General features: G+C 73.1%; 24 protein-coding genes and 1 riboswitch. Of the genes, 9 read left to right on the top strand and 15 right to left on the bottom strand.

All coding sequences use genetic code 11. The features are described 5' to 3' along the window. Positions 1-41: 41 nt before the first annotated feature. The 4 genes from OG867_RS25775 to OG867_RS25760 all read right to left on the bottom strand — a co-directional run bounded on the left by OG867_RS25775 (position 42) and on the right by OG867_RS25760 (position 3,492). Positions 42-1,085 (bottom strand): zinc-dependent alcohol dehydrogenase family protein, encoded by a 1,044-nt coding sequence (locus OG867_RS25775; protein ID WP_328899553.1) that lies wholly within the window; start codon positions 1,083-1,085, stop codon positions 42-44. 21 nt (positions 1,086-1,106) lie between these two features. Continuing rightward, complete coding sequence (locus tag OG867_RS25770; protein WP_406288862.1) at positions 1,107-1,766, bottom strand: lysoplasmalogenase; 660 nt, start codon at positions 1,764-1,766, stop codon at positions 1,107-1,109. Continuing rightward, entirely contained in the window at positions 1,763-2,662 is a 900-nt protein-coding gene (locus OG867_RS25765; protein ID WP_406288860.1) for a sterol desaturase family protein, read from the bottom strand. Before OG867_RS25765 ends, OG867_RS25770 begins: the two co-directional genes overlap by 4 nt. A 116-nt stretch (positions 2,663-2,778) precedes the next feature. Continuing rightward, the gene (locus tag OG867_RS25760; RefSeq protein WP_328899556.1) at positions 2,779-3,492 is read right to left on the bottom strand and encodes a VIT family protein; all 714 of its coding nucleotides are present in this window, start codon (positions 3,490-3,492) and stop codon (positions 2,779-2,781) included. Between the two features lie 82 nt (positions 3,493-3,574). Here OG867_RS25760 and OG867_RS25755 point away from each other — a divergent pair, with 82 nt between their 5' ends. The 5 genes from OG867_RS25755 to OG867_RS25735 all read left to right on the top strand — a co-directional run bounded on the left by OG867_RS25755 (position 3,575) and on the right by OG867_RS25735 (position 8,415). After that, a complete protein-coding gene (locus tag OG867_RS25755; protein WP_328899557.1) occupies positions 3,575-4,582 on the top strand; it encodes a DEDDh family exonuclease in 1,008 nt (335 codons plus the stop codon). Between the two features lie 63 nt (positions 4,583-4,645). Further along, positions 4,646-4,879: a hypothetical protein gene (locus OG867_RS25750; protein ID WP_026171732.1), complete on the top strand. Its 234-nt coding sequence runs from the start codon at positions 4,646-4,648 to the stop codon at positions 4,877-4,879. A gap of 71 nt (positions 4,880-4,950) precedes the next feature. Continuing rightward, positions 4,951-5,766: an SURF1 family protein gene (locus OG867_RS25745; RefSeq protein ID WP_406288857.1), complete on the top strand. Its 816-nt coding sequence runs from the start codon at positions 4,951-4,953 to the stop codon at positions 5,764-5,766. A 62-nt stretch (positions 5,767-5,828) separates the two neighbouring features. Then, positions 5,829-7,655, top strand: coding sequence for a glycoside hydrolase family 15 protein (locus OG867_RS25740; protein ID WP_406288855.1), 1,827 nt, complete (start codon positions 5,829-5,831; stop codon positions 7,653-7,655). Between the two features lie 4 nt (positions 7,656-7,659). Then, the gene (locus tag OG867_RS25735; RefSeq protein ID WP_406288853.1) at positions 7,660-8,415 is read left to right on the top strand and encodes an SDR family oxidoreductase; all 756 of its coding nucleotides are present in this window, start codon (positions 7,660-7,662) and stop codon (positions 8,413-8,415) included. A gap of 235 nt (positions 8,416-8,650) precedes the next feature. On the opposite strand, the gene amaP is transcribed toward OG867_RS25735, so the two are convergent. Genes amaP through OG867_RS25710 form a run of 5 tightly spaced genes read right to left on the bottom strand, consistent with a single transcriptional unit; the run spans position 8,651 to position 10,984 of the window. After that, entirely contained in the window at positions 8,651-9,238 is a 588-nt protein-coding gene (gene amaP, locus OG867_RS25730; protein ID WP_406288851.1) for an alkaline shock response membrane anchor protein AmaP, read from the bottom strand. Then, complete coding sequence (locus tag OG867_RS25725) at positions 9,235-9,921, bottom strand: DUF6286 domain-containing protein (RefSeq protein WP_328899562.1); 687 nt, start codon at positions 9,919-9,921, stop codon at positions 9,235-9,237. The genes amaP and OG867_RS25725 overlap by 4 nt, the downstream gene beginning before the upstream one ends. After that, on the bottom strand, positions 9,918-10,280 hold the full coding sequence (locus tag OG867_RS25720) for an Asp23/Gls24 family envelope stress response protein (protein ID WP_406288848.1): 363 nt from the start codon (positions 10,278-10,280) through the stop codon (positions 9,918-9,920). Before OG867_RS25720 ends, OG867_RS25725 begins: the two co-directional genes overlap by 4 nt. After that, positions 10,277-10,468 carry a hypothetical protein gene (locus OG867_RS25715; RefSeq protein WP_328899563.1) on the bottom strand — a complete coding sequence of 64 codons (192 nt, stop codon included), beginning with the start codon at positions 10,466-10,468 and terminating at the stop codon, positions 10,277-10,279. Before OG867_RS25715 ends, OG867_RS25720 begins: the two co-directional genes overlap by 4 nt. Positions 10,469-10,501: 33 nt before the next feature. Continuing rightward, entirely contained in the window at positions 10,502-10,984 is a 483-nt protein-coding gene (locus tag OG867_RS25710; RefSeq protein WP_406288846.1) for an Asp23/Gls24 family envelope stress response protein, read from the bottom strand. Between the two features lie 93 nt (positions 10,985-11,077). Between OG867_RS25710 and OG867_RS25705 the strand changes: the two genes are divergently transcribed. After that, the gene (locus OG867_RS25705) at positions 11,078-11,788 is read left to right on the top strand and encodes a hypothetical protein (RefSeq protein WP_406288844.1); all 711 of its coding nucleotides are present in this window, start codon (positions 11,078-11,080) and stop codon (positions 11,786-11,788) included. Positions 11,789-11,849: 61 nt separating this feature from the next. On the opposite strand, the gene OG867_RS25700 is transcribed toward OG867_RS25705, so the two are convergent. From OG867_RS25700 to OG867_RS25690, 3 genes are all read right to left on the bottom strand, one after another. Then, the gene (locus tag OG867_RS25700; RefSeq protein ID WP_406288842.1) at positions 11,850-12,641 is read right to left on the bottom strand and encodes an enoyl-CoA hydratase/isomerase family protein; all 792 of its coding nucleotides are present in this window, start codon (positions 12,639-12,641) and stop codon (positions 11,850-11,852) included. Between the two features lie 150 nt (positions 12,642-12,791). Continuing rightward, positions 12,792-13,013, bottom strand: a complete 222-nt coding sequence (locus OG867_RS25695) for a helix-turn-helix domain-containing protein (protein ID WP_018518904.1) — start codon at positions 13,011-13,013, stop codon at positions 12,792-12,794. A 319-nt stretch (positions 13,014-13,332) separates the two neighbouring features. Further along, positions 13,333-14,931: an ABC-F family ATP-binding cassette domain-containing protein gene (locus OG867_RS25690; RefSeq protein ID WP_328899567.1), complete on the bottom strand. Its 1,599-nt coding sequence runs from the start codon at positions 14,929-14,931 to the stop codon at positions 13,333-13,335. A gap of 244 nt (positions 14,932-15,175) precedes the next feature. Here OG867_RS25690 and OG867_RS25685 point away from each other — a divergent pair, with 244 nt between their 5' ends. After that, the gene (locus OG867_RS25685; protein ID WP_406288839.1) at positions 15,176-16,063 is read left to right on the top strand and encodes a neutral zinc metallopeptidase; all 888 of its coding nucleotides are present in this window, start codon (positions 15,176-15,178) and stop codon (positions 16,061-16,063) included. Between the two features lie 135 nt (positions 16,064-16,198). On the opposite strand, the gene OG867_RS25680 is transcribed toward OG867_RS25685, so the two are convergent. From OG867_RS25680 to OG867_RS25670, 3 genes are all read right to left on the bottom strand, one after another. Continuing rightward, positions 16,199-17,491, bottom strand: a complete 1,293-nt coding sequence (locus tag OG867_RS25680) for a hypothetical protein (RefSeq protein WP_328904283.1) — start codon at positions 17,489-17,491, stop codon at positions 16,199-16,201. Between the two features lie 184 nt (positions 17,492-17,675). Next, entirely contained in the window at positions 17,676-18,803 is a 1,128-nt protein-coding gene (locus tag OG867_RS25675) for an alpha/beta hydrolase (RefSeq protein ID WP_406288837.1), read from the bottom strand. Positions 18,804-18,883: 80 nt separating this feature from the next. Continuing rightward, complete coding sequence (locus tag OG867_RS25670; RefSeq protein WP_406288835.1) at positions 18,884-19,540, bottom strand: class II aldolase/adducin family protein; 657 nt, start codon at positions 19,538-19,540, stop codon at positions 18,884-18,886. Positions 19,541-19,672: 132 nt separating this feature from the next. Here OG867_RS25670 and OG867_RS25665 point away from each other — a divergent pair, with 132 nt between their 5' ends. Next, positions 19,673-20,944, top strand: coding sequence for an anion permease (locus tag OG867_RS25665; protein WP_406288833.1), 1,272 nt, complete (start codon positions 19,673-19,675; stop codon positions 20,942-20,944). A gap of 33 nt (positions 20,945-20,977) precedes the next feature. Beyond that, the gene (locus tag OG867_RS25660; protein ID WP_328899572.1) at positions 20,978-21,211 is read left to right on the top strand and encodes a hypothetical protein; all 234 of its coding nucleotides are present in this window, start codon (positions 20,978-20,980) and stop codon (positions 21,209-21,211) included. 146 nt (positions 21,212-21,357) lie between these two features. After that, positions 21,358-21,487, top strand: a riboswitch (cobalamin riboswitch). The last annotated feature ends 108 nt before the right edge of the window (positions 21,488-21,595 follow it).

Below are 21,595 nucleotides of genomic sequence, written 5' to 3'. Positions count from 1 at the left end.
CCGGTGCGTCCCGGCCCCCGGGCCTCCGGGTCACGGGTGATTCACGGCGTGATGAGGACCTTCAGCGCCGTCCGCCCGTCCATCGCCTTGTAGCCGGCCGGTACGTCTTCGAGCCCGACGGACAGGTCAAAGACGGGCGAGGGGTCGATGGTGCCGTCCAGCACGTCGGGCAGCAGTTCCGGGATGTACGTGCGCACGGGGGCGACGCCGCCGCGCAGCGCGATGTTCCGGTTGAACATGTCGCCGAGGTCGAGTCCGGTGCCGCTGCCGTGCGGGACGCCAACGTAGCCGATCGCCCCGCCGTCCCGGGTGATGCCGACGGCGGTGCGCATCGACTGCTCGGTGCCCACGGCCTCGATCACGCAGTGCGCGCCCTCGCCGCCGAGCAGCTCCCGTACGGCCGCGACCGCCGCGTCGCCGCGCTCGGCGACGACGTCGGTGGCACCGAAGTCCCGGGCGATGTCCGTGCGCGCCGTGTGCCGGCCGAGCGCGATGATCCGCTCGGCGCCGAGCCGCTTGGCGGCCATCACTCCGCACAGCCCGACGGCCCCGTCCCCGACGACGGCGACGGTCGAGCCGGCCCGTACGCCCGCGCCGACCGCCGCGTGGTGGCCGGTGCCGAGCACGTCGGAGAGGGCCAGCAGGCCGGTGAGCAGCCGGTCGTCGGCGGCCGCGGCGGCGGGCAGGGCGACCAGGGTGCCGTCGGCGTGCGGGACGCGGACGGCCTCGCCCTGCCCGCCGTCGGAGCCCACCGAGCCCCAGAAGCCGCCCTGCGGGCAGGAGGTGGTCAGGCCCTCGGCGCAGTACGCGCAGGTGCCGTCGGACCAGACGAACGGGGCGACGACCAGGTCCCCGGCGGAGAACCCGCGCACCTCGGACCCGGCCTCCTCTACTATCCCGAGGAACTCGTGGCCGATGCGCTGACCCGGCTGCCGGGCGGACTCACCCCGGTAGGCCCACAGGTCGCTGCCGCAGATGCAGGCCCGCAGGACCCTCAGCACCACGTCGGTGGGCTGCTGGATCACCGGGTCGGGCACCTCCTCGACGCGGATGTCGTGGGGGGCGTGGATAACGGTGGCGCGCATGCGTGGGGGTCCTTGCTGATCTCAGATGCTGATACTCCTTTCACGGTACGCCCCCGGGCCGGCTTCCTGCCGGGCCGGGGCGAGCACCCCCAGGGTGAGCAGGAGCTGTGCGGCCACGTACGTGAGCATCACCCAGAAGCCGGGGGCCGGGAGCTGCGGCCAGTCCGCGATGCCGGTGGCGATGAGCGCGTCGGAGAGCAGGAAGAGGGCCCCGCCGGTCGCCGCGTACCGGCCGAGGACGCCGGAGCGGTACGCCATGGCGGTCAGCAGCAGGCTGTAGCCGGCCATCGGGATCCGCAGCCCGGCCGGCAGCCCGTCCCAGATCAGGACGAGGAACACGGTGAGCACGACGGCGTACACGAGCGCCGGGATCAGGGCCCCGCGCGCCCGGCCGAACAGCACCAGGTAGCAGACGTGCCCGGCGGCGAACCCGGCCATCCCGACGAGGAACGCCAGGTCGGAGTCGACCAGCAGGAACACGTCACCCGCCCAGCCGCACAGCAGCGCCGCGATCAGCAGCCTGGGCCCGCGCCGGGCGAGGGCGTACCCGGCGAGCAGCGGCATCAGGAGCGGCTTGGCGCCGAGGTGGAGCCAGTCGGGGCCGGTGAGCACGCCGACGAGGTCGACGGCGCACGCGACGAGGAAGGCGATGAGCAGGGGCCGGGCGAAGCGCTCGTTCATGCGGTGCCCTCCGGGGCGGGCGCGGCCACGGCTGCGGGGACGGTCGCCGGGGCGGTGCGGGCCGCGGCCGGTTGCCAGCCCGGGCCGCGGAAGACGCGCCCGGCCCGCTCGCCCCAGCCGCTCGCGGCGCGGACGTCGCGGGCGATGGCGGCGTACTCGTGGGTGGCGACGCGCAGCGGGTTGTACGTGTGGATGTTCTTGGTGAGCCCGTAGACCGGCCGCGCCGTCTCCTGGGCGAACGAGCCGAACCAGCGGTCCCACACGATGAGGATGCCGCCGAAGTTGCGGTCGAGGTAGCCGCCCTGCGAGGCGTGGTGCACCCGGTGGTGGGAGGGCGTGTTGAGCACGTACTCGAAGGGCCGGGGCAGCTTGTCGATCCGCTCGGTGTGCACCCAGAACTGGTAGACGAGGTTGGCCGACGAGCAGAACGCGAGCGCCGCCGGGTGCACCCCGCACGCGATGAGCGGCAGATAGAACGGCCAGGACGTCAGCGAGGTCCAGGGCTGGCGCAGCGCGGTGGAGAGGTTGAACTTCTCACTGGAGTGGTGCACGACGTGGCAGGCCCACAGGATGCGGATGACGTGGTGGCCGCGGTGGGACCAGTAGTAGAAGAAGTCCTGCGCGAGCAGCATCAGCGGGACCGTCCACCACAGGACCGGGACGCGCAGCGGCGTCAGTTCGTACACCGCGGTGTAGAGCGCGACGATGGGCACTTTCCACATCAGGTCGAAGACCAGACTGCCCAGCCCCATGGTGATGCTGGTGGCGGCGTCCTTCGCCTCGTACCCGGCGGCGTCCTCGTCGGGATGGAAGTGGTGCAGCGCCATCTCCAGAACGGTGAGCAGGACGAAGGCCGGTATGGACCAGAGCACTACGTCGGGCAGGTTCGTCGGCATGCCTGCACGGTAGGGCCGGGGTCGGCCGGGGACCAGATGTTGTTACCAACAAGTATGGGAGACCTGCGGTCAGCGCTCTTTGGTGACTTCCGACAGGGTGCGCGCCGTACCGGGCCTCACACCCCCGCCGCCCCCAGCAGATGCCCCGCAACGTACGTCACCGCCATGGCCACCGCTCCCCCGCCCATGTTGCGGAGCACCGCCCGGCCGGGGGCGGCCTCGCCCAGGCGGGCGCTCCACCAACCGGTCACGGCCAGCACCGCGAGGACGGAGAGCACGGTCACCGGGACCCGGGCGGCGGCCGGGGGCAGCACGATCGCGAGCAACGGCAGCACGGCGCCGACCGTGAACGCGAGGAAGCTGGCGCCCGCCGCGTGCCAGGGGTTGGTGAGGTCGTCCGGGTCGATGCCGAGCTCGACCTCCGCGTGGGCGCGCAGCGCGTCGCGCTCGGTGAGCTGGACGGCGGCCTCCCGGGCCACCTCGCGGCTCAGCCCCTTGCCCTCCAACAGGCCCGCCAGCTCGGCGAGTTCCGCCTCCGGGGTCTCCAGGAGCTCCCGCTTCTCCGTGGCCAGCGCGGCCTTCTCCGAATCGCGCTGGGTGGACACCGAGACGTACTCGCCGGCCGCCATCGACAACGACCCGGCGAGCAGCCCGGCCAGCCCGGCCGTCAGCAGGGCACCCCGGTCGTCGGTGGCTCCGGCCACACCGACGACGAGCCCGGCGGTGGACACCACACCGTCGTTCGCCCCGAGCACCGCGGCCCGCAGCCAGTTGAGCCGGGTACCCAGCCCGCCACCGTGAGGTTCGTCGTGCTCCGGCGCTCGCGTCATCCCGGGATGGTCTCACCTCGCGGCGCCACCGGGCACGGACGCCCACCGAATAGGGGACTGTCCGAGTCGGCCCGTATTCTCTGTGACCATGCTCGACGACCCGCAGACCGCAGCACCGTGGCCCGCCGCCTACCCGCAGGGGTACGCGGTGGTCGACGTGGAGACCACCGGGCTCGCCCGGGACGACCGGATAGTGTCCGCTGCCGTCTACCGCCTGGACGCGCGGGGCGACGTCGAGGACCACTGGTACACGCTGGTCAATCCGGAGCGCGATCCGGGGCCGGTCTGGATCCACGGGCTGACGAGTGACGTGCTGGAGGGGGCGCCGCTCTTCCCGGAGATCGCCGCCGAGCTGTCCGAACGGCTCGCGGACCGGGTGCTCGTCGCGCACAACGCCGCGTTCGACTGGTCGATGCTGGCGCGGGAGTACGCGCGCGCCTCGGTCACCGCGCCGGTGCGGCAGCGGCTGTGCACCATCGCGCTGGCCAAGGAGCTCCGGCTGCCGCTGGCCAACCACAAGCTGGCGTCCCTCGCGGAGCACTTCGGCGTGGTCCAGCAGCACGCGCACCACGCGCTGGACGACGCGCGGGTGCTGGCGGAGGCGTTCCGCCCGAGCCTGCACGCGGCGGCGCGGGACGGGGTGCGGCTGCCGCTCCTGGAGTGCCTGCCGCTGACCGAGTGGTCCCACTCGCCGGTGACCCCGCGGTCCGGCTCCTCGTCCTCGTACGGGGGACACGGCACCTGGCGCGCCTCGCGGAAGCGTCCGGCCTGCCCGTATCCGAACCCGGGACGGTACGAGAAGGACAAACCACTCAAGCAGGGCATGCGGGTGGCGTTCTCCGGGGACACCTCGGTCGACCGCGAACTGCTGGAGGACCGGGCGGTGGAGGCGGGGCTGCACGTGGCGACCAGCGTCTCCCGACTGACCAGCCTGCTCGTCACCAACGACCCGGACTCGGCGACGTCGAAGACGGTGAAGGCGAAGACGTACGGCACCCCGGTCCTGGACGAGAGCGCCTTCACACATCTCCTGCGCGATGTCGCCCCGGCCGTCGCGAAGGTGCCCGCGCCCACGCCGTCATCGGAGTGAACCGGGGGCGACTCGCCGCCCGCCGGCCGCCCGCCGCCGCCTCCGGGTCCCACCCTGTGGCGCATGGCACGTTGTGAGGTCTGCGGAAACGATTACGGGATGTCCTTCGAGGTGCACGCGCAGGGCGCGGTGCACGTCTTCGACTGCTTCGCCTGCGCCATCCACCGCATGGCGCCCATCTGCGAGCACTGCCGGGTCCAGGTCATCGGCCAGGGCGTCGAGGTCGACGGGCACTGGTTCTGCGGCGGGCACTGCGCCCGCGCGGAGGGGAAGGTGGGCATCGTGGACCGCGTCTGAGGACACGGGGCGGCCACCCCTTCGGCCACCCCGTGCGCGAGTCGCCCCGCGGCCGGTTGTACCGTCGTGGGGTGTACCGCTTCCTGATGACCCGGCAGTGGCTGATCCTCGCCCTCCTCTCGCTCGTCCTCATCCCCACGATGATCGAGCTGGGTTTCTGGCAGCTGCACCGGCACGAGCACAAGGTCGCGCAGAACGCCCTGATCTCGCGCAATCTGAAGGCGGACCCGGTCGCCGTGTCCGCGCTCACCTCCCCCGGCCACACCGTTCCGCGCTCGGACTACTGGCGCGCCGTGACGGCCACCGGGACCTTTGACGAGAAGCACGAGGTCGTCGTCCGCCGCAGGACCGCCACCGACGGCTCCATCGGCGTCCATGTACTGGTCCCGTTCGACCTCAAGGGCGGCGGCACGGTCCTGATCAACCGGGGCTGGGTCCCCTCCGCCGACGACCAGCACGCCTTCCCCGACGTACCGGCCGCCCCGAGGGGCGAGGTCACCGTCACCGGGCGGCTCAAGGCCGACGAGACGACCGGCGCGAGCGGCATCAAGGACATCTCGGACCTTCCGGACCGTCAGGTGATGCTGATCAGCAGCGCCCAGCAGGCCCGGCTGCTCGACCGCCCGGTGCTCGGCGGCTACGTCGAGCTCACCGCCCCGGCGCCGAAGAGCGGCTCGCCGGAACCGATCGAGGCCCCCGACGACAGCTCCATCGGCCCGCACATGGCGTACGCCGTGCAGTGGTGGCTGTTCGCCGCCGGGGTCCCGGTGGGCTTCGTGGTCCTGGCCCGGCGCGAGAAGCGCGACCGGATCGCCGCCGCGGAGGCGGCCGCCGCTGCCGCCGAGGACGCGACACCGGAGCCGGAGCCCGAGCCCGCCCAGGCGTGACTCCCGCCTCTCCTGGCACACAGTCTGCTTAACGGAGGCCGGGTTCGGGAAGACGCCTGAACGTGACCCCACGCATCGAGGACTACGCCCTCATCGGCGATCTCCAGACCGCGGCCCTGGTCGGCAAAAACGGTTCTGTCGACTGGTTGTGCCTGCCCCGCTTCGATTCGGGCGCCTGCTTCGCCGCCCTGCTCGGCGACGAGGACAACGGCCACTGGCGGATCGCACCCAAGGGCGCGGACACCTGCACCCGGCGCGGCTACGCGGGCGACTCCCTGGTCCTGGAGACGTACTGGGAGACGCGCACCGGCACCGTCAAGGTCATCGACTTCATGCCGCAGCGCGACAAGGAGCCGGACGTGATGCGGATCGTCGAAGGGGTCAGCGGCACCGTCGAGATGGCGTCCGTGATCCGGCTGCGCTTCGACTTCGGGTCCATCGTGCCCTGGATGCGCCGTACGGACGGCCACCGGGTCGCGGTCGCCGGGCCGGACTCCGCCTGGCTGCGCAGCGAACCACCGGTCAAGACGTGGGGCCAGCAGTTCTCCACCTGTTCGTCCTTCACCGTGTCCAAGGGCGAGAAGGTGGCCTTCGTCCTCACGTGGCACCCCTCGCACTCACCCCGGCCCAAGCGCGTCGACCCCTACGAGGCGCTGGAGAACACCCTGGCCGACTGGGCCGAGTGGTCCGCCCGCTGCAAGTACCAGGGGCCGTACCGGGACGCCGTGATCCGCTCGCTGATCACCCTCAAGGCGCTCACCTTCGGCCCGACGGGCGGCATCGTGGCGGCCGCGACGACCTCGCTCCCGGAGGAGATCGGCGGCGTACGGAACTGGGACTACCGCTTCTGCTGGCTGCGGGATTCCACGCTCACCCTCGGCGCACTGCTCTCGGCCGGTTATCTGGAGGAGGCCGCCGCCTGGCGGGACTGGCTGCTGCGCGCGGTCGCCGGGGACCCGGCGGACCTCCAGATCATGTACGGGCTGGCCGGCGAGCGCAGACTCCCCGAGTCCGAGCTGCCGTGGCTGCGCGGTTACGAGAACTCCGCCCCGGTCCGGATCGGCAACGCGGCGGTGCGCCAGCGCCAGCTGGATGTGTACGGGGAGGTCATCGACTCGCTCCGGCTGGCCCGGGACGCGGGCCTGGACGACAAGCCGCACGCCTGGAGCCTCCAGCTCAGCCTGCTCGGCTTCCTGGAGTCCACCTGGCGGGAGCCGGACGAGGGGCTGTGGGAGATCCGCGGGCAGCGGCGCCACTTCGTGCACTCCAAGGTGATGGCCTGGGTCGCGGCCGACCGGGCGGTACGCAGCCTGGAGGGCGACCCCTCGCTGGCCGGGGACGCCGACCGCTGGCGGGCGATGCGGGACGCCGTGCACCGGGAGGTGTGCGACAGGGGCTACGACCCGGTGCGCAACACCTTCACCCAGTCGTACGGCTCCCGGGAGCTGGACGCCGCGACGCTCCTGATCGCCCGGACCGGCTTCCTGCCGCCGGACGACCCGCGGGTGATCGGCACGGTGGACGCGGTGCGCGAGGAGCTGGGCAGCGGCGGCCTGGTGCGCCGCTACAGCACGGACGGCGGTTCGATCGACGGGCTGCCGGGCGACGAGGGCGCCTTCCTGGCCTGCTCGTTCTGGCTGGCGGACGCCCTGCGCATGACCGGGCGCACCGAGGAGGCCACCGAGCTCTTCGAGCGGCTGCTCGCCCTGCGCAACGACGTGGGCCTGCTGGCCGAGGAGTACGACACGGCGGCGGGGCGCCAGCTCGGCAACTTCCCGCAGGCGTTCAGCCATATCGGCCTGGTCGGCACGGCGGTCGCACTGGCCGAGGCGCAGCCGGCCGAAGTGCGGGCCGCCGAGGACGACGCCGGGGGCGGCACGGCAGGATAGGGCCATGGATCTTGGACTGAAGGACCGTGTGTACATCGTCACCGGAGCGACGCGCGGGCTCGGCTACGCCACCGCGCGGGCCCTGGTGGCGGACGGCGCGAAGGTGGTCATCACCGGCCGGGACGAGCAGCGCGCCCAGCAGGCCGCCGCCGACCTGGGCCCGGACGCCGTCGGTCTCGCCGCCGACAACGGCGACCCGGCGGCGGCCGAACGGCTGGTGGAGGCCGCCCGGGAGGGCCTGGGCCGGCTCGACGGCATCCTCATCAGCGTCGGCGGTCCGCCGCCGGGCGGGATCGCGGACAACACCGACGAGCAGTGGCGGACGGCCTTCGAGTCCGTCTTCCTGGGAGCGGTACGGCTGGCCAGGGCGGCCGCCGCGGCGCTCGGCGAGGGCGGGGTCATCGGCTTCGTGCTCTCCGGCTCCGTCCACGAGCCGATTCCCGGGCTGACCCTCTCCAACGGGCTGCGCCCCGGCCTGGCGGGCGCCGCGAAGTCGATGGCCGACGAGCTCGGTCCGCGCGGCATCCGGGTCGTGGGGCTGCTGCCGGCCCGGATCGACACGGACCGGGTGCGGGAGCTGGACGCGCTGTCGGGCGACGCGGAGGCCGCGCGCAACACCAACGAGGCGAACATCCCGCTGCGCCGCTACGGCACCCCGGAGGAGTTCGGCCGCACGGCCGCGTTCCTGCTGTCCCCGGCCGCCTCGTACCTGACGGGCATCATGGTGCCGGTCGACGGCGGCTACCGGCACGGCTTCTAGGGCGTGTCCGCAAAGTCCCGTCGTACGCCCGAAGGGCGTGGCCCGCGGCGTCTGGTGCGTGCTCTCGGCGTGCCGGCCGCAATCCCTCGTACTGGACGTACTTGGGATTTCGGCCGGTGCGGCGAGAGTGCGTGCCAGACGCCGCGGGCCAGACGGGACTTTGCGGACACGCCCTGGCCGCGGGCGGTGATACGGCGGCGGCGCGGAGCCCGCGCCACCGCCGTATCACCGCCCGTCAGCTCACCCGCGCGGCCCGGTGCTTGACGGCCTTGAGCCGGACCTCGGCGGGCAGCCGGGCCAGCCCGGCGGAGTCCCGGGCATGGGCCAGCGCCTCGTCGCTCAGCCGCCCCAGCGCCTCGTCGGGCGCGGCGTGCGGCTCCATCAGCAGCCGGACCCGGGCGGCCGGGGTGGAGCGCTTGCCGGTCAGGGTGACCTGGGCGCGGGCGACCCCGTCCAGGGCGCCCGCCTCCTCGGCGAGCACCCCCTCCAGGGCGCGACCGCGCAGCAGGGCGCCCTCGCCGTCGCCGCTGTCCACCAGCACCTCGTTGAGGCGGGAGCGACGGAGCTGGGCCAGCAGCCACCACAGGGCGAGGACCACGAGGACGGCGAGGACCGCGATCACCGTCGGCCACCACCAGCCCTCGCCGCGCCAGCGGTCCCGGTCCGCCTCGCTGAGCAGGACGTCGTTCTTGCCGTACCAGGGCCACCAGGAGGGCACGGAGAGGCCCGCCGCCGCGGCGAGCACCCCGCCGCCCACGCAGAGCAGCACCAGTCCGGCCAGCCCCAGCAGTACCCGGTTGACGGTCCTGAGCACGCCGTTCACCCCTTCTTCGCCGGCCGGCGGACATGGACCGACAGGCTCGGCTGCCTGGCCAGTCCCAGTTCCCGGATGCCTGTGGAGAGCACGGTGTCCAGGTCGGCCCGTACGTCGTCCAGTTCCCGGAAGTGCGAGAGGGCACGCACCCCCACCTTGCTCCGGCCCATGCGGACCCGGACCGACTGGACGCCGGCCACCTCGACGGCCCGGTCGCGCAGCACCATGGCGGCCGCCGTCCGGTCGAGCGCGGCGCGCACGTCGGTGTGTTCGCGGCGCATCGGCAGCAGGTCGCGCAGCCCGGGCGTGAGCGCGAGGAGCAGCAGCCAGAGCCCGAGGGCGGCCGCGACGGACGCGCCGGTCAGCACCCAGACGTCGTCCAGCCGCCGGGTCGCGAGCTCGTCCGCGAGGCTGCGGCGCCACCGCATCGCGGGGTGTCCGGCGCGGACCGCCGCCACGTCGTAGAGGAGCAGGCCGCTCGCGCCGAGGATCACCGCGGCGACGATGCCGGCGGGGATGCGGCGGGCGGCCCAGAAGCGCCCCGCGCCGCCTTCGGGCCGTTCCTTGCCGGGCGCGGGGTCGTAGGCCGCGGAGGAGGCCGACTGGTCGAGCGCGAGGACACTGCCGTGTTCCACCGCCCCGCCATCGGGCGGTCGCCTTGTGCCGTCGTCCGGGTCGTGGGGCTCGGTCATCGAATCCTCCCCTGTGCCGCCAGGCTCGCTCCGGTGGGATGCAGGCGTTCGACCTGGACGGCCACTTCGGGCACCTCCATCCCCGCCAACGCCTTTACCCGCTCGGCGACCCGTCGACGCACGGCACCGCACTGGTGGCCGATGTCCGTGGGATATCCCAGCTCCAGGCTCACCCGTACGCGGGCGGTGTCACGGTGCACGGTGACCGTGGCACGCGGCGACGCCGCCTCCTTCGGGGTCGTGTCGACCGCCTCCTTGGCCGCCTGGGCGGCGATCTTCGCGACCACCCGGTCGGCGATCCGCGTCTCTCCCCGTTCCCCGGCCGAGACCGGGCCGCTCGCCCCCGACACCTCCGTCACCGCCGTCGGTCGCCGCGCTCGCGACTGCGGAAGAAGTCGCCGGGTTCCAGATCGCCGTCGGCGAAGCGGCCGGCGACGAAGCCGACCGCTCCGAGGGCGGCCACCAGCACAAAGGCTCCGAATCCGCCGAAGTATCCGGCGAAACCGAGCGCCATGCCGGCCAGCAGACCGGCCACAGCCATGCTCATCGTGTGCTCCTCAACCGCTCGGGGACGCCGGGACTACTGGACGCGGGACTCTGACTCGTCGTCATCGTCGTCCTCGTCGGGCAGCTTCACGTCGCTGACGGCGATGTTGACCTCGACCACTTCCAGGCCGGTCATGCGCTCGACGGCCGCGACGACGTTCTCCCGTACATCGCGGGCGACGTCGGAGATCGACACGCCGTAGTCGACGACGATCTCCAGGTCCAGCGCGGTCTGGGTCTCGCCGACCTCGGCCTTGACGCCCCGGGTGACGGATTTGGAGCCGCCGGGGACCCGGTCGCGGACCGCGCCGAACGTGCGGGACAGGCCGCTGCCCATCGCGTGCACCCCGACGACGTCGCGTGCCGCCATTCCGGCGATCTTCTCGACCACTCCGTCCGCGATGGTCGTACGGCCGCGGGTGCCGGGATCGCCTCCGCCGCGCTTGGTCAGGCTGCTGCCGCCCGAGGCGTTGCTGTCGGGGTTCTCGGGCCGGTTCCGCTGTGGGGTCTCGGTCATCGCCGCTCTTCCCTTCGGGGCAGATGTGACTACTTTGCCCACATTAAGGGCGCTTGCCCCGACTCGCGCCGTGGATACGGCAGTCTGGTGGCCATGACGACGGCTGACGGCCCGCACAGGGCCCACGCGTGGACGGCTGCGGTACGCCAACGGCTCTCGCTGGGCCGGCTACTCCCTCTGGGCGGTCCGGCGGACGGGGCCTGGATCGCGGAACGGGCCGCGGTCGCGGTGCTGCGCCGGGCCGTGGCGGGCCCCGAGCCCGGTCCGGTCCTCGGTGAGCTGCGGATCGCCGTGGCCGACCCGGACTCGGCTCCCGCCGCCCACGTCCCCCCGCCCCCGAGCGCGCTGCCGCCGGGTCCCCTACGAATCGAGGCGACGATGACCGCGACGGCCGACCGGCCCCTGCCCGCAGCCGCCGACGCGTTGCGCGCGGCCCTTCTGTCGGCCGCCGCGCGCCGGCTGGGCCTGGTGGTCTCCGAGGTGGACCTGCGGGTGACGGGACTGCTCGACGGCTCGCCCGAACGGGTGGAGCCGGAGCCTGTGGAGGTGCGTCCGGTGGACGCGGAGAACGCCGCGGGGCGGGCCGCCGCCTCGGTGGCCGGGGTGGCGGCGCTGACCGGCGTGCTGGGCCCGGCGGTGCGGACGGGCGAGGACCATGTGCGCGTCGAGCTGGCGACGGAGAGCGGCCACCGCGCGCTGGACGTGGCCCGCGCCGTGCGCGAGGCGGTGACGGAGGCGGCCGAGGGGCGGCCCCCGGTCGCCGTGCTGGTCACGGCGGTCACGGAGGACGGCGCGGCGGGCTGAGCCCCGGTACGGATCGAGGGCGGGCCGGAGGGCGCGTTGCGGTTCCGGCCCGCCCCGTACGTCAGCCGAGGGCGCTCGCCAGATCGCGGAGGCGGCGGCCCTGCGCGGCCCGTTCGGCGGCGCGCTGCTCCTCGTACGTACGCGAGAGGGCGCCGCCCAGCAGCGCCTTGGTCTCGATGACGGCGTCACGCGGGGCTGCCAGCAGGGCGCCCGCCAGATCGCGCGCGGCGCCTTCGAGCTCGGTGGCGGGCACGACGAGGTTGGCCAGGCCGGTGCGCTCCGCCTCCTCGGCGTGGACGTAGCGGCCGGTGGCGCAGATCTCCAGCGCGCGGGCGTACCCGACGAGGTGCACCAGGGGGTGCGTGCCGGTGAGGTCGGGCACCAGGCCGAGGCTGGTCTCGCGCATGGCGAACTGGACGTCCTCGGCGACGATGCGCAGGTCACAGGCGAGGGCGAGCTGGAAGCCCGCGCCGATGGCATGGCCCTGGACGGCCGCGATCGACACGATGTCGTTGCGGCGCCACCAGGTGAACGCCTCCTGGTACTCGGCGATCAGCGCGTCGAGCTCGGCCTCCGGGCCACGACCCATGTCGAGGAACGACGGCTCACCGTCGAACCCCTCGGGGGTGAACGCCTGGCGGTCGAGTCCGGCGGAGAACGACACGCCTTCGGCGCGCAGCACGACGACCCGCACACTGCCGGGCAGGGCCCGTCCGGCCTCGGTCAACGCCCGCCACAGAGCGGGAGACTGGGCGTTGCGCTTCGCCGGGTTGGTGAGGGTCACCGTGGCAACCGCGTCGTCGACGGTGAGTCGGACGCCGTCCTGGTCGAGCACGGAGTCGAGCGAGGTCATACGGGGCCTCCGGTTCGGGTGCAGTCAGCACATCAAGCTAAGTGACTGAACAGTAACCACCGGATCGGCTCTACGGCCGACCGGGTGGGCGCACCCGGACCAGGAACTCCCGGGGCCGTCCCGTGACGTACCCCGATCCGCTGCCGGCCGTCAGGCCGTCGCGGCCTTCTTGCCTCGTGTGGCGCCGCCGCGTCCGCGGAGCGTCACGCCGGATTCGCTGAGCATCCGGTGGACGAATCCGTAGGAGCGGCCCGTTTCCTCGGCCAGCGCCCGGATGCTCGCACCGGAGTCGTACTTCTTCTTCAGGTCTGCCGCGAGCTTGTCGCGCGCGGCGCCGGTCACCCGGCTGCCCTTCTTCAGAGTCTCGGCCACCCGTGCCTCCTCGTGGGAAGTGCGCTCTGGACTCTCATGATCACCCCTCGGGCGCTTCCTGGCCACCCATTCGGCAAGGTCTCTGCGACCGGATTCGCGCCCCGGGAGTGCGCCGGTGCGACCGGAATGCCTCATTCCAACAGCTCGTACGCGGTGTGGCGTGGGCGTCCGGAAAGGAACGTCCAGGTCAGGGCACGCACGGACAGGGGGGCGGAAATGGGTGCGCCCGGCAGTTATCTGCCGGGCGCCGCGCCGAGGTATGAGACGTACTCACACAGATGACGGATCTCGGGTAGGCCGAATGATCCAGTCCGGGGGATCAGGCCAGGGCGACCAGGTCCCGGTAGTCCGCACCCCACAGGTCCTCGATGCCGTCCGGGAGCAGGATGATCCGCTCCGGCTGAAGGGCCTCGACCGCGCCCTCGTCGTGGGTGACGAGGACGACCGCGCCCTTGTACGTGCGCAGCGCGCCGAGGATCTCCTCGCGGCTGGCCGGGTCCAGGTTGTTGGTGGGCTCGTCCAGCAGGAGCACGTTGGCGGAGGAGACGACCAGGGTCGCCAGGGCCAGACGGGTCTTCTCACCGCCGGAGAGCACCCCGGCGGGCTTGTCCACGTCGTCCCCGGAGAACAGGAAGGAGCCGAGCGTCTTGCGGACGGCAACGAGGTCCAGGTCGGGAGCGGCGGAGCGCATGTTCTCCAGGACCGTGCGGTCCGGGTCCAGGGTCTCGTGCTCCTGGGCGTAGTAGCCCAGCTTGAGGCCGTGCCCCTCCACGACCTCGCCGGTGTCGGGCCGCTCGGCGCCGCCGAGGAGCCGCAGCAGCGTGGTCTTGCCAGCGCCGTTGAGGCCGAGGATGACGACGCGGGAGCCCTTGTCGATGGCCAGGTCGACGTCGGTGAAGATCTCCAGCGAGCCGTAGGACTTGGAGAGCCCTTCCGCCATCAGGGGCGTCTTGCCGCAGGGCGAGGGGTCGGGGAAGCGCAGCTTGGCGACCTTGTCGGCGACGCGGACCTCGTCCAGGCCGGACAGCAGCCGGTCGGCGCGCTTGGCCATGTTCTGCGCGGCGACCGTCTTGGTCGCCTTGGCGCGCATCTTGTCCGCCTGCGCGTTGAGGGCGGCGGCCTTCTTCTCGGCGTTCTGGCGCTCGCGCTTGCGGCGCCTCTCGTCGGCCTCGCGCTGCTGCTTGTAGAGCTTCCAGCCCATGTTGTACACGTCGATCTGGGACCGGTTGGCGTCGAGGTAGAAGACCTTGTTGACGACCGTCTCCACGAGTTCCTCGTCGTGGGAGATCACGACGAAGCCGCCGCGGTAGGACTTGAGGTAGTCGCGCAGCCAGACGATCGAGTCCGCGTCGAGGTGGTTGGTCGGCTCGTCCAGGAGCAGCGTGTCGGCATCCGAGAAGAGGATGCGGGCCAGCTCGACGCGGCGGCGCTGACCGCCGGAGAGGGTGTGCAGCGGCTGGCCGAGCACCCGGTCGGGCAGGCTGAGCGCGGCGGCGATGGTGGCGGCCTCGGCCTCGGCGGCGTAACCGCCCTTGGTGAGGAACTCCGTCTCCAGGCGCTCGTACTTCTTCATCGCCTTCTCGCGGGTGGCGCCCTTGCCGTTCGCCATCCGCTCCTCGTTCTCCCGCATCTTGCGCAGGATCTCGTCCAGGCCGCGGGCGGACAGGACCCGGTCCCTGGCCAGGACGTCGAGGTCGCCGGTGCGGGGGTCCTGCGGGAGGTAGCCCACCTCGCCGGAGCGGGTGATGGTGCCGGCGGAGGGGGTCCCCTCGCCGGCGAGGCACTTGGTGAGGGTCGTCTTGCCTGCTCCGTTGCGGCCGACGAGGCCGATGCGGTCGCCCTTGGCGATGCGGAAGCTGGCGGATTCGATGAGCAGACGGGCGCCGGCGCGCAGCTCGATGCCGGAGGCGGTGATCACGGGGAGGTACTCCAGGGCGGAAGGAAGGGCGGAGGAACGACGGGTGCTGACGGATCGACGCCGCTACTCACGCACACGCACAAGGAGAACTGCCATGGAAACCAGTCTACTGGCGGTGTCCACCGACTTTTCCGCGTGCTCCCCCGTCCGGCGCCGGCCCGGGCACAGGACGTGAACAGGGCATTACGGGGTGTATCACCGGATACTCGGCGAAGGGACCGTGATCCGTGGCGGAGGGTGTGCGATGCAGTTCGACGACGACGCCGGTCTGGACACCTCGGAGGTCAGGGACGTACGCGGCAGCCGCGTCCCGGGCGGCCGGGCCACCGTGGGCGGGGGCATCGCCGGGGTGATCGCGCTGATCCTGGGGCTGCTCTTCGGGGTGGGCCCCGATCAGCTCGGGCTCTCGTCGGGCGACTCGCCGACGGCGACCGCGTCGTCGGCGGGGCAGGTGGCGCGGGAGTGCCGGACCGGGCGGGACGCCAACACGAGGGACGACTGCCGGATCGTCGCGGTGGTCAACAGCGTGCAGGACTACTGGGGTCAGGAGTTCACCCGGCGCGACGCGCGGTACGCGACGGCGCGGACCGTCCTGTTCACCGACCGGGTCGGCACGGCCTGCGGCTCAGCGACCTCGGCCGTGGGGCCGTTCTACTGCCCCGGTGACCGGCAGGTCTACCTCGACCTGGGGTTCTTCGACGAGCTGCGGACGAAGTTCGGGTCGAGCGGCGGGCCGTTCGCCCAGGCGTATGTCGTCGCCCACGAGTACGGGCACCACGTGCAGAACCAGATGGGGACGCTGGGCCGGACCCAGGACGGGCGGACCGGCGAGAACAGCAACGCGGTCAGGGTGGAGCTCCAGGCGGACTGCTACGCGGGGGTCTGGGCGCACCACGCGACGACCACGCCCGACGAGTCGACCGGGCGGCCGCTGATCACCGAGGTCGCCCGGGCGGACATCCGGGACGGCCTGGACGCGGCGGCGTCGGTCGGGGACGACCGGATCCAGGAGCGGTTCCAGGGCCGGGTCACGCCCGAGTCCTGGACGCACGGGTCCGCGGCGCAGCGGCAGGAGTGGTTCACCACGGGGTTCCGGAGCGGGGACATGGGCGACTGCGACACGTTCCGCTGAGCCGGCGTCGGTGGGCGGTGCGAGACTGAGACCTGAATCACACGAGGCCGTATGTAGGGGCTGGGGTTCGTCGCGCGGCACGATCAAGCCCCTCCGGCGATTGAGGAGCGGGGGTCCGGGGGCAGCGCCCCCGGGTCAGGAGCCGCCCGTGTGGACCTGGAAAGCCGCCTTGCGGACCGCCTTGGCCAGGGCCGGGTCCGGGTGGGCCGCGGCCAGGGCCACCAGGACCTGGACCGTGCGGGGGTGACCGACGGCGCGGACCTCGTCCAGGAGGGCCGGGACCGTGCCCTGGACCGCCGAGTCGAGGTGGCGGACCAGGAGGCCCGTCTCACCGTGGTCGGCGACGGCCGCCGCCGTGTCGACCCAGAGCCACGTGGCCTCCTCGCGGCTGAGGACCTCCTGAGCGTCCTCGGGGTCCGCACCGTCGTACTCGGCGAGCCAGAGCAGCGCGTACGGGCGCAGGGACGGGGCGGTCAGGACCGCCCGGACCTCGGGCTCCGCGGGGGCGCCGACCACGCGCAGGGCCTCGAAGGCCAGGCCGCGCAACAACGCGTCCTCGCCGCGGGCGACGTCGAGGAGTTCGGCGACGGCACTGCCGACGGGGCGGGCGGCCAGCCAGGCGCGGTATTCGGCGCGGGCGGGGCCGGGGGTGAGGCGGGCGCAACCGAGGAGCATGTCGGCGGCGGCCTGCTCGATGTTGCCGGCGGGGCTCTGCGCGGCGACGCAGATCTGTTCCAGCTTGACCCAGACCGCCCAGTTGCCGAGCGGCGTCAGCGTGGCCTGGTCCGCGCCGAGGGTGAGCGCCCCGACGTCGGCCAGCCCCTCCAGGGCCCAGTCGAGCAGGCGGGCGACGAGGGCCGGGGGGTGGGCGGTGGGGGCCGGTTCGGCGGGGGCGGGCAGCGGCTCGGGGCCGTACGGCACCTCGCAGCGCTCCTCGTGGAGTTCCGCGACCCGCTGGCCGAGGAGGTCGAGGAGGGCGGGCACGGTGACCGGACCGGCCGAGAGCTGGAGCAGCGAGAGGACCTGCGGCACGGCCTCGACGGCCTCGGCGACCGCGGTGGACTCGACGCCCCGGGGCGCGGGGTGGACGAGCGACCAGGCGTCGAACAGCGCCACCCAGCCGCGCAGCACCGCGGAGTCGTCCCGGTCCCAGGCGCGCAGCCGCCAGCCGGGGCGTGCCGTGTCGCCGTGGAGTTCGACCAGTCCGGCGAGCCGGGCCCGGTCCCAGCCGGAGCGCACCTGCTCCGGGGAGATGTCCAGCGCGGCGGCGGCGTGTTCGAGGGCGGCCGGCGGTGTGGTGCCGGGGGCCGCCCAGCGGGCGATCCGCACGGCGTCGGCGAGGACCGTCCGGGCCTGGCGGGCCAGCTCCGCCCGGGGTGGGGTGCCCTCGGGCGGGCGCGGCGCGGGCCTGGTGCGCCGGGTGGTCACGGCCCTTCGGGCGGTGGCGAGGGGTCGCGGGCGGACAAGACGCAGCCTGGAGTCGCGCGGGGTACGGGACGTCACGGGAGCAGTCTTGCCCCTGACGGCCCGAAAGCCCAAACGGAACCCGGGTCACCGGCGTTGACGGGCTCGCGCGCCGGCCGGGACCAATCGGCCGAACCGGCGCATCACCTCACATCAGGGGCGTGAGAAAGCGGCGCAGCGTCTCTTCGTACTGGTCCGGGTCGGCGTTCCACATCGCCGCATGCGGAGCGCGGTCCACGGTGTGCAGGGAGACCAGGTCGGGGCGGGCGGCGGCGAGCCGGCGGGAGTGGATGAAGGGGGCCAGGGTGTCGTCGGGGCCGTGGAGCACGAGCGTGGGGACGTGCAGGGTCACCGGGACCGAGGTGTCCAGGAGCGCGGTGCCGTGCAGTCCGGTCTGCCCCTGGGCGGCGCGCACGGCCAGCGGCAGCAGCGCGGCGGGGACCCCGCGTGCGGCGGCCAGGCCGCGCAGGGTGTCGGTCCAGTCCAGCACGGGCGAGTCGAGGACGAGGCCGGAGATCCGGTCGCGGAGCGCGGAGCCCACGCAGGCATGCAGCGCCATGGACGCGCCGGTGGACCAGCCGTACAGGATGACCTGCTCGGCGCCGTTGCGGACGGCGAAGCGGATCGCGGCGTCCAGGTCGCGCCACTCGGACTCGCCGAGGTGGCCGAGCCCGTCCGGGGAGCGGGGGGCGCCCGGGTCGCCCCGGTACGCGAGGTCGAGCACGGGCAGCTGCCTGCCGTGCAGGAAGCCCAGGAGGTTGAGCGGGTGCTCGCGGGTGGCGCCGATGCCGTGGACGGTGATGACCCACGTGCGGCGGGGCGCCGGGACGTACCAGGCGGGCAGTTCGCCGAGCTCGCCAGGGATCCGCACCTCGCGGAAGGCCAGGCCGAGCGCGCTGCCGGGGTCGCCGCTGTACACCTGGGGCGTGAGGCGGACCTTGTCGCCGGGGGCGAGGATGCCGTGGTCGACGCGTTCCAGCCGGCGCACGACGGTGTCGGCGGCCTGGTGGGCCCGGTCGATCACGGGGCCGACGACGGCGTGGACGTCCTTGCCGGTCAGCCCGTACGTGCCGGGGCGCAGCGAGGTGAGGGACCGGGTCAGGGTGACCTGCCCGGCGGCCGTCGCGTGGACGGTGAGTTCGCGGTCGGCGGGGAGCGGTCGGCCGGGCGGCGTCTTGAGGGCGACGTCGCCGGCGAACCGGCCGGCCGCGACCGCTGCCGCGCCGGCGCTGATGAGTGTGGTGACGGCCGCTGCCGTCGCGGTAACCGGGCGCACACCCTCAGTGTCGGGGTCCGGGCGCCGCGATGCCAGTGGGCAGGGCCGTCCGGGCCGGTCCGGGCCCCATACGGACCGCCTCAGCGCTGCCCGTATCCCTTCAGGGCCTCCAGGACCTCGCCGAGCTGGTCCTCCGACAGCAGGGCCGGGGTGCGGCCGGGTACGGCACTCGCGGTGAGCCAGACGCGGCAGAGCCATTCGAGCTGGGCGGTGCGGTCGTACGCCTCGTCGAGGGTGGCGCCGTAGGCGACGGTGCCGTGGTTGGCGAGCAGGCAGCCGGTGCGGTCGCGGAGGGCGGTGAGCATGTTCGCGGCCAGCTCGGGGGTGCCATACCGGGCGTAGGGGGCGACGCGGACCGTGCCGCCGAGCATCGCGGCGGCGTAGTGGACCGGGGGGACCTCGGGGACGAGGGTGGAGACGGCGGTGGCGTGGACCGCGTGGGTGTGCACGACGGCCTTCGCTTCGGTGTTCCGGTAGACGGCGAGGTGGAGGGGAAGTTCGCTGGTGGGGGCCAGTGTCCCGAAGGTCTGGTTGCCTTCCGGATCGACGCCGGTCAGGTCCTCGGGGCCCAGCCGGTCGTACGGCACTCCGCTGGGTGTGACCAGCACCGTGTCACCGACCCGCAGCGAGACGTTTCCGGAGGTTCCGACGACCAGTCCCTCGGCCGCCGTGCGGCGGGCCGTGGCCACGACCGCCTCCCATCCCCGGGCGATCGCGTCGTGCTGTCCGTCACTCATCCGAAGATCCTTTCCGGGCGCCGCCCGGCCGCCGCCACGGGGGTCACCGCAGCGCCCTGCTCAGTTCATCTTCCGTTCACTCAAGTTGCCTACGTTCCACGTGCCAATGACGTCGAACGATTGCCTGGGTAAATGGAACACATCACGCTGCTGCTCGCGATAGTGATCGTGACAGCTCTAGTGTTCGATTTCACGAACGGTTTCCACGACACCGCCAACGCGATGGCCACGACCATCTCGACCGGCGCACTCAAACCCAAGACGGCGGTCGCGATGTCCGCCGCTCTCAATCTGGTCGGCGCGTTCCTGTCCGTGGAGGTCGCCAAGACGATCTCCGGCGGGATCGTCAACGAGGACGGCCTCAGAACCGAGGTCATCTTCGCGGCGCTCGTCGGCGCCATCCTGTGGAATCTTCTGACCTGGCTGGTCGGACTCCCGTCCAGCTCCTCCCACGCACTGTTCGGCGGCCTCATCGGCGCCGCGGTGATGTCCGCCGGCTGGTCGTCGGTCAACGGCGGCACCGTCGTCACCAAGGTGCTGCTGCCCGCCGTCGCCGCCCCGATCGTGGCCGGCGTGGCCGCGCTCCTGGCCACCAGGCTCACGTACCGGATCGGCGGGAAGATCCGCAACGACGCCCAGGAGAAGGCGACCGCCAAGGGCTACCGGGCGGGGCAGATCGCCTCGGCCGGGCTCGTCTCGCTCGCCCACGGCACCAACGACGCGCAGAAGACGATGGGCATCATCACCCTGGCCCTGGTCACCGGCGGCGTCCTCTCCCCCGGCTCCAACCCGCCGGTCTGGGTCATCGTCAGCGCCGGTCTGGCCATCGCGCTCGGCACGTACCTCGGCGGCTGGCGCATCATCCGCACCATGGGCAGCGGCCTGACCGAGCTGAAGCCCCCGCAGGGCTTCGCCGCCCAGACCAGCGCGGCCACCGTCATCCTGGCCTCCTCGCACCTCGGCTTCTCCCTCTCCACCACGCAGTCCTGCTCCGGGGCCGTGATGGGCGCGGGCCTCGGCCGCAAGGGGGGTGTGGTCCGCTGGTCCACCGCCACCCGGATGTTCGTCGCCTGGGGCCTGACCCTGCCGGCCGCCGGTCTGGTCGGCGCGGGCGCGGAGTTCCTGACGAAGCAGGGCACCTGGGGTGTCGTGGTCGTCGCGGCCCTCCTGATCGCCGGTTCCGGGGCGATCTGGGTGCTCTCGCGCCGCACGCCCGTCGGCCACGGCGATGTCGCACCGGGCACCGAGGCCACGGCCCCGGCCGAGCCCGCGGGTGTCGTCACCCAGGCCATCGCGGCCGTGAGCCCGCCGCCCACCGTGGCCCAGGCCCACGACCTCGCCGCCACCATCCCGGCGCCCGCCGCACCCGTCGCCGCCGATCCGGCCCGACCCGCCACGGTCTGACAGACCCCGGTACTCCGGTAAAGGACACCCCGTATGAACATCGACTGGGCAGCTCTGGGCACCGTCTTCGGCGTCTCCCTCGTCGCCACCGTCGCCCTGGTGGGGCTCTTCACGCTCGGCATCGCCGGCCTCTCCAAGCAGCCGGAACCGGCCGCGCAGGGCGGTCCGGCGGGCTCCTCGCTCCTGCTGGCGCGCGCCGGAGCGTACGTCTGCTTCGGGCTGTGCGCGGCGGCGGTCGCGTACGGCATCTATCTCATCGTCGCCTGACGCGACACCCGCCCCGTCGGGCCGGACGCACCTCGTGCGCGTCCGGCCCGACGCGCGTCCGCCTCCACCCCGCCGTCGCAGGTCAACGGCGAGTTGACGGGCGTTCGCGGGGCGTGGTGGACTGCCGGAGCCATTACGGCGACAGCAGAGGAAGCCGGTGCGAATCCGGCGCGGTCCCGCCACTGTCACCGGGGAGCGGTCCCCCACCGCACGTCACGGCCCGCGCGAGCGGGCTGGAAGACCGGGGAATCCGCCGATCCGGAAGCCAGGAGACTCTTGTCGCCGTCACGTCGAACCAGGGCGCGGACCCTGAGTGAGGACATACCGCCATGCCCGGCTGCCGTGCGCCCCTCCCCCCACAGCCTCTGTCGGCGGACTCCGGTA

The sequence above is a fragment of the Streptomyces sp. NBC_00209 genome (assembly GCF_045206345.1).
Classification (GTDB): domain Bacteria; phylum Actinomycetota; class Actinomycetes; order Streptomycetales; family Streptomycetaceae; genus Streptomyces.
The sequence above is the reverse complement of the archived record's forward strand: the minus strand, read 5'-3'. Positions and strand labels throughout refer to the sequence as shown.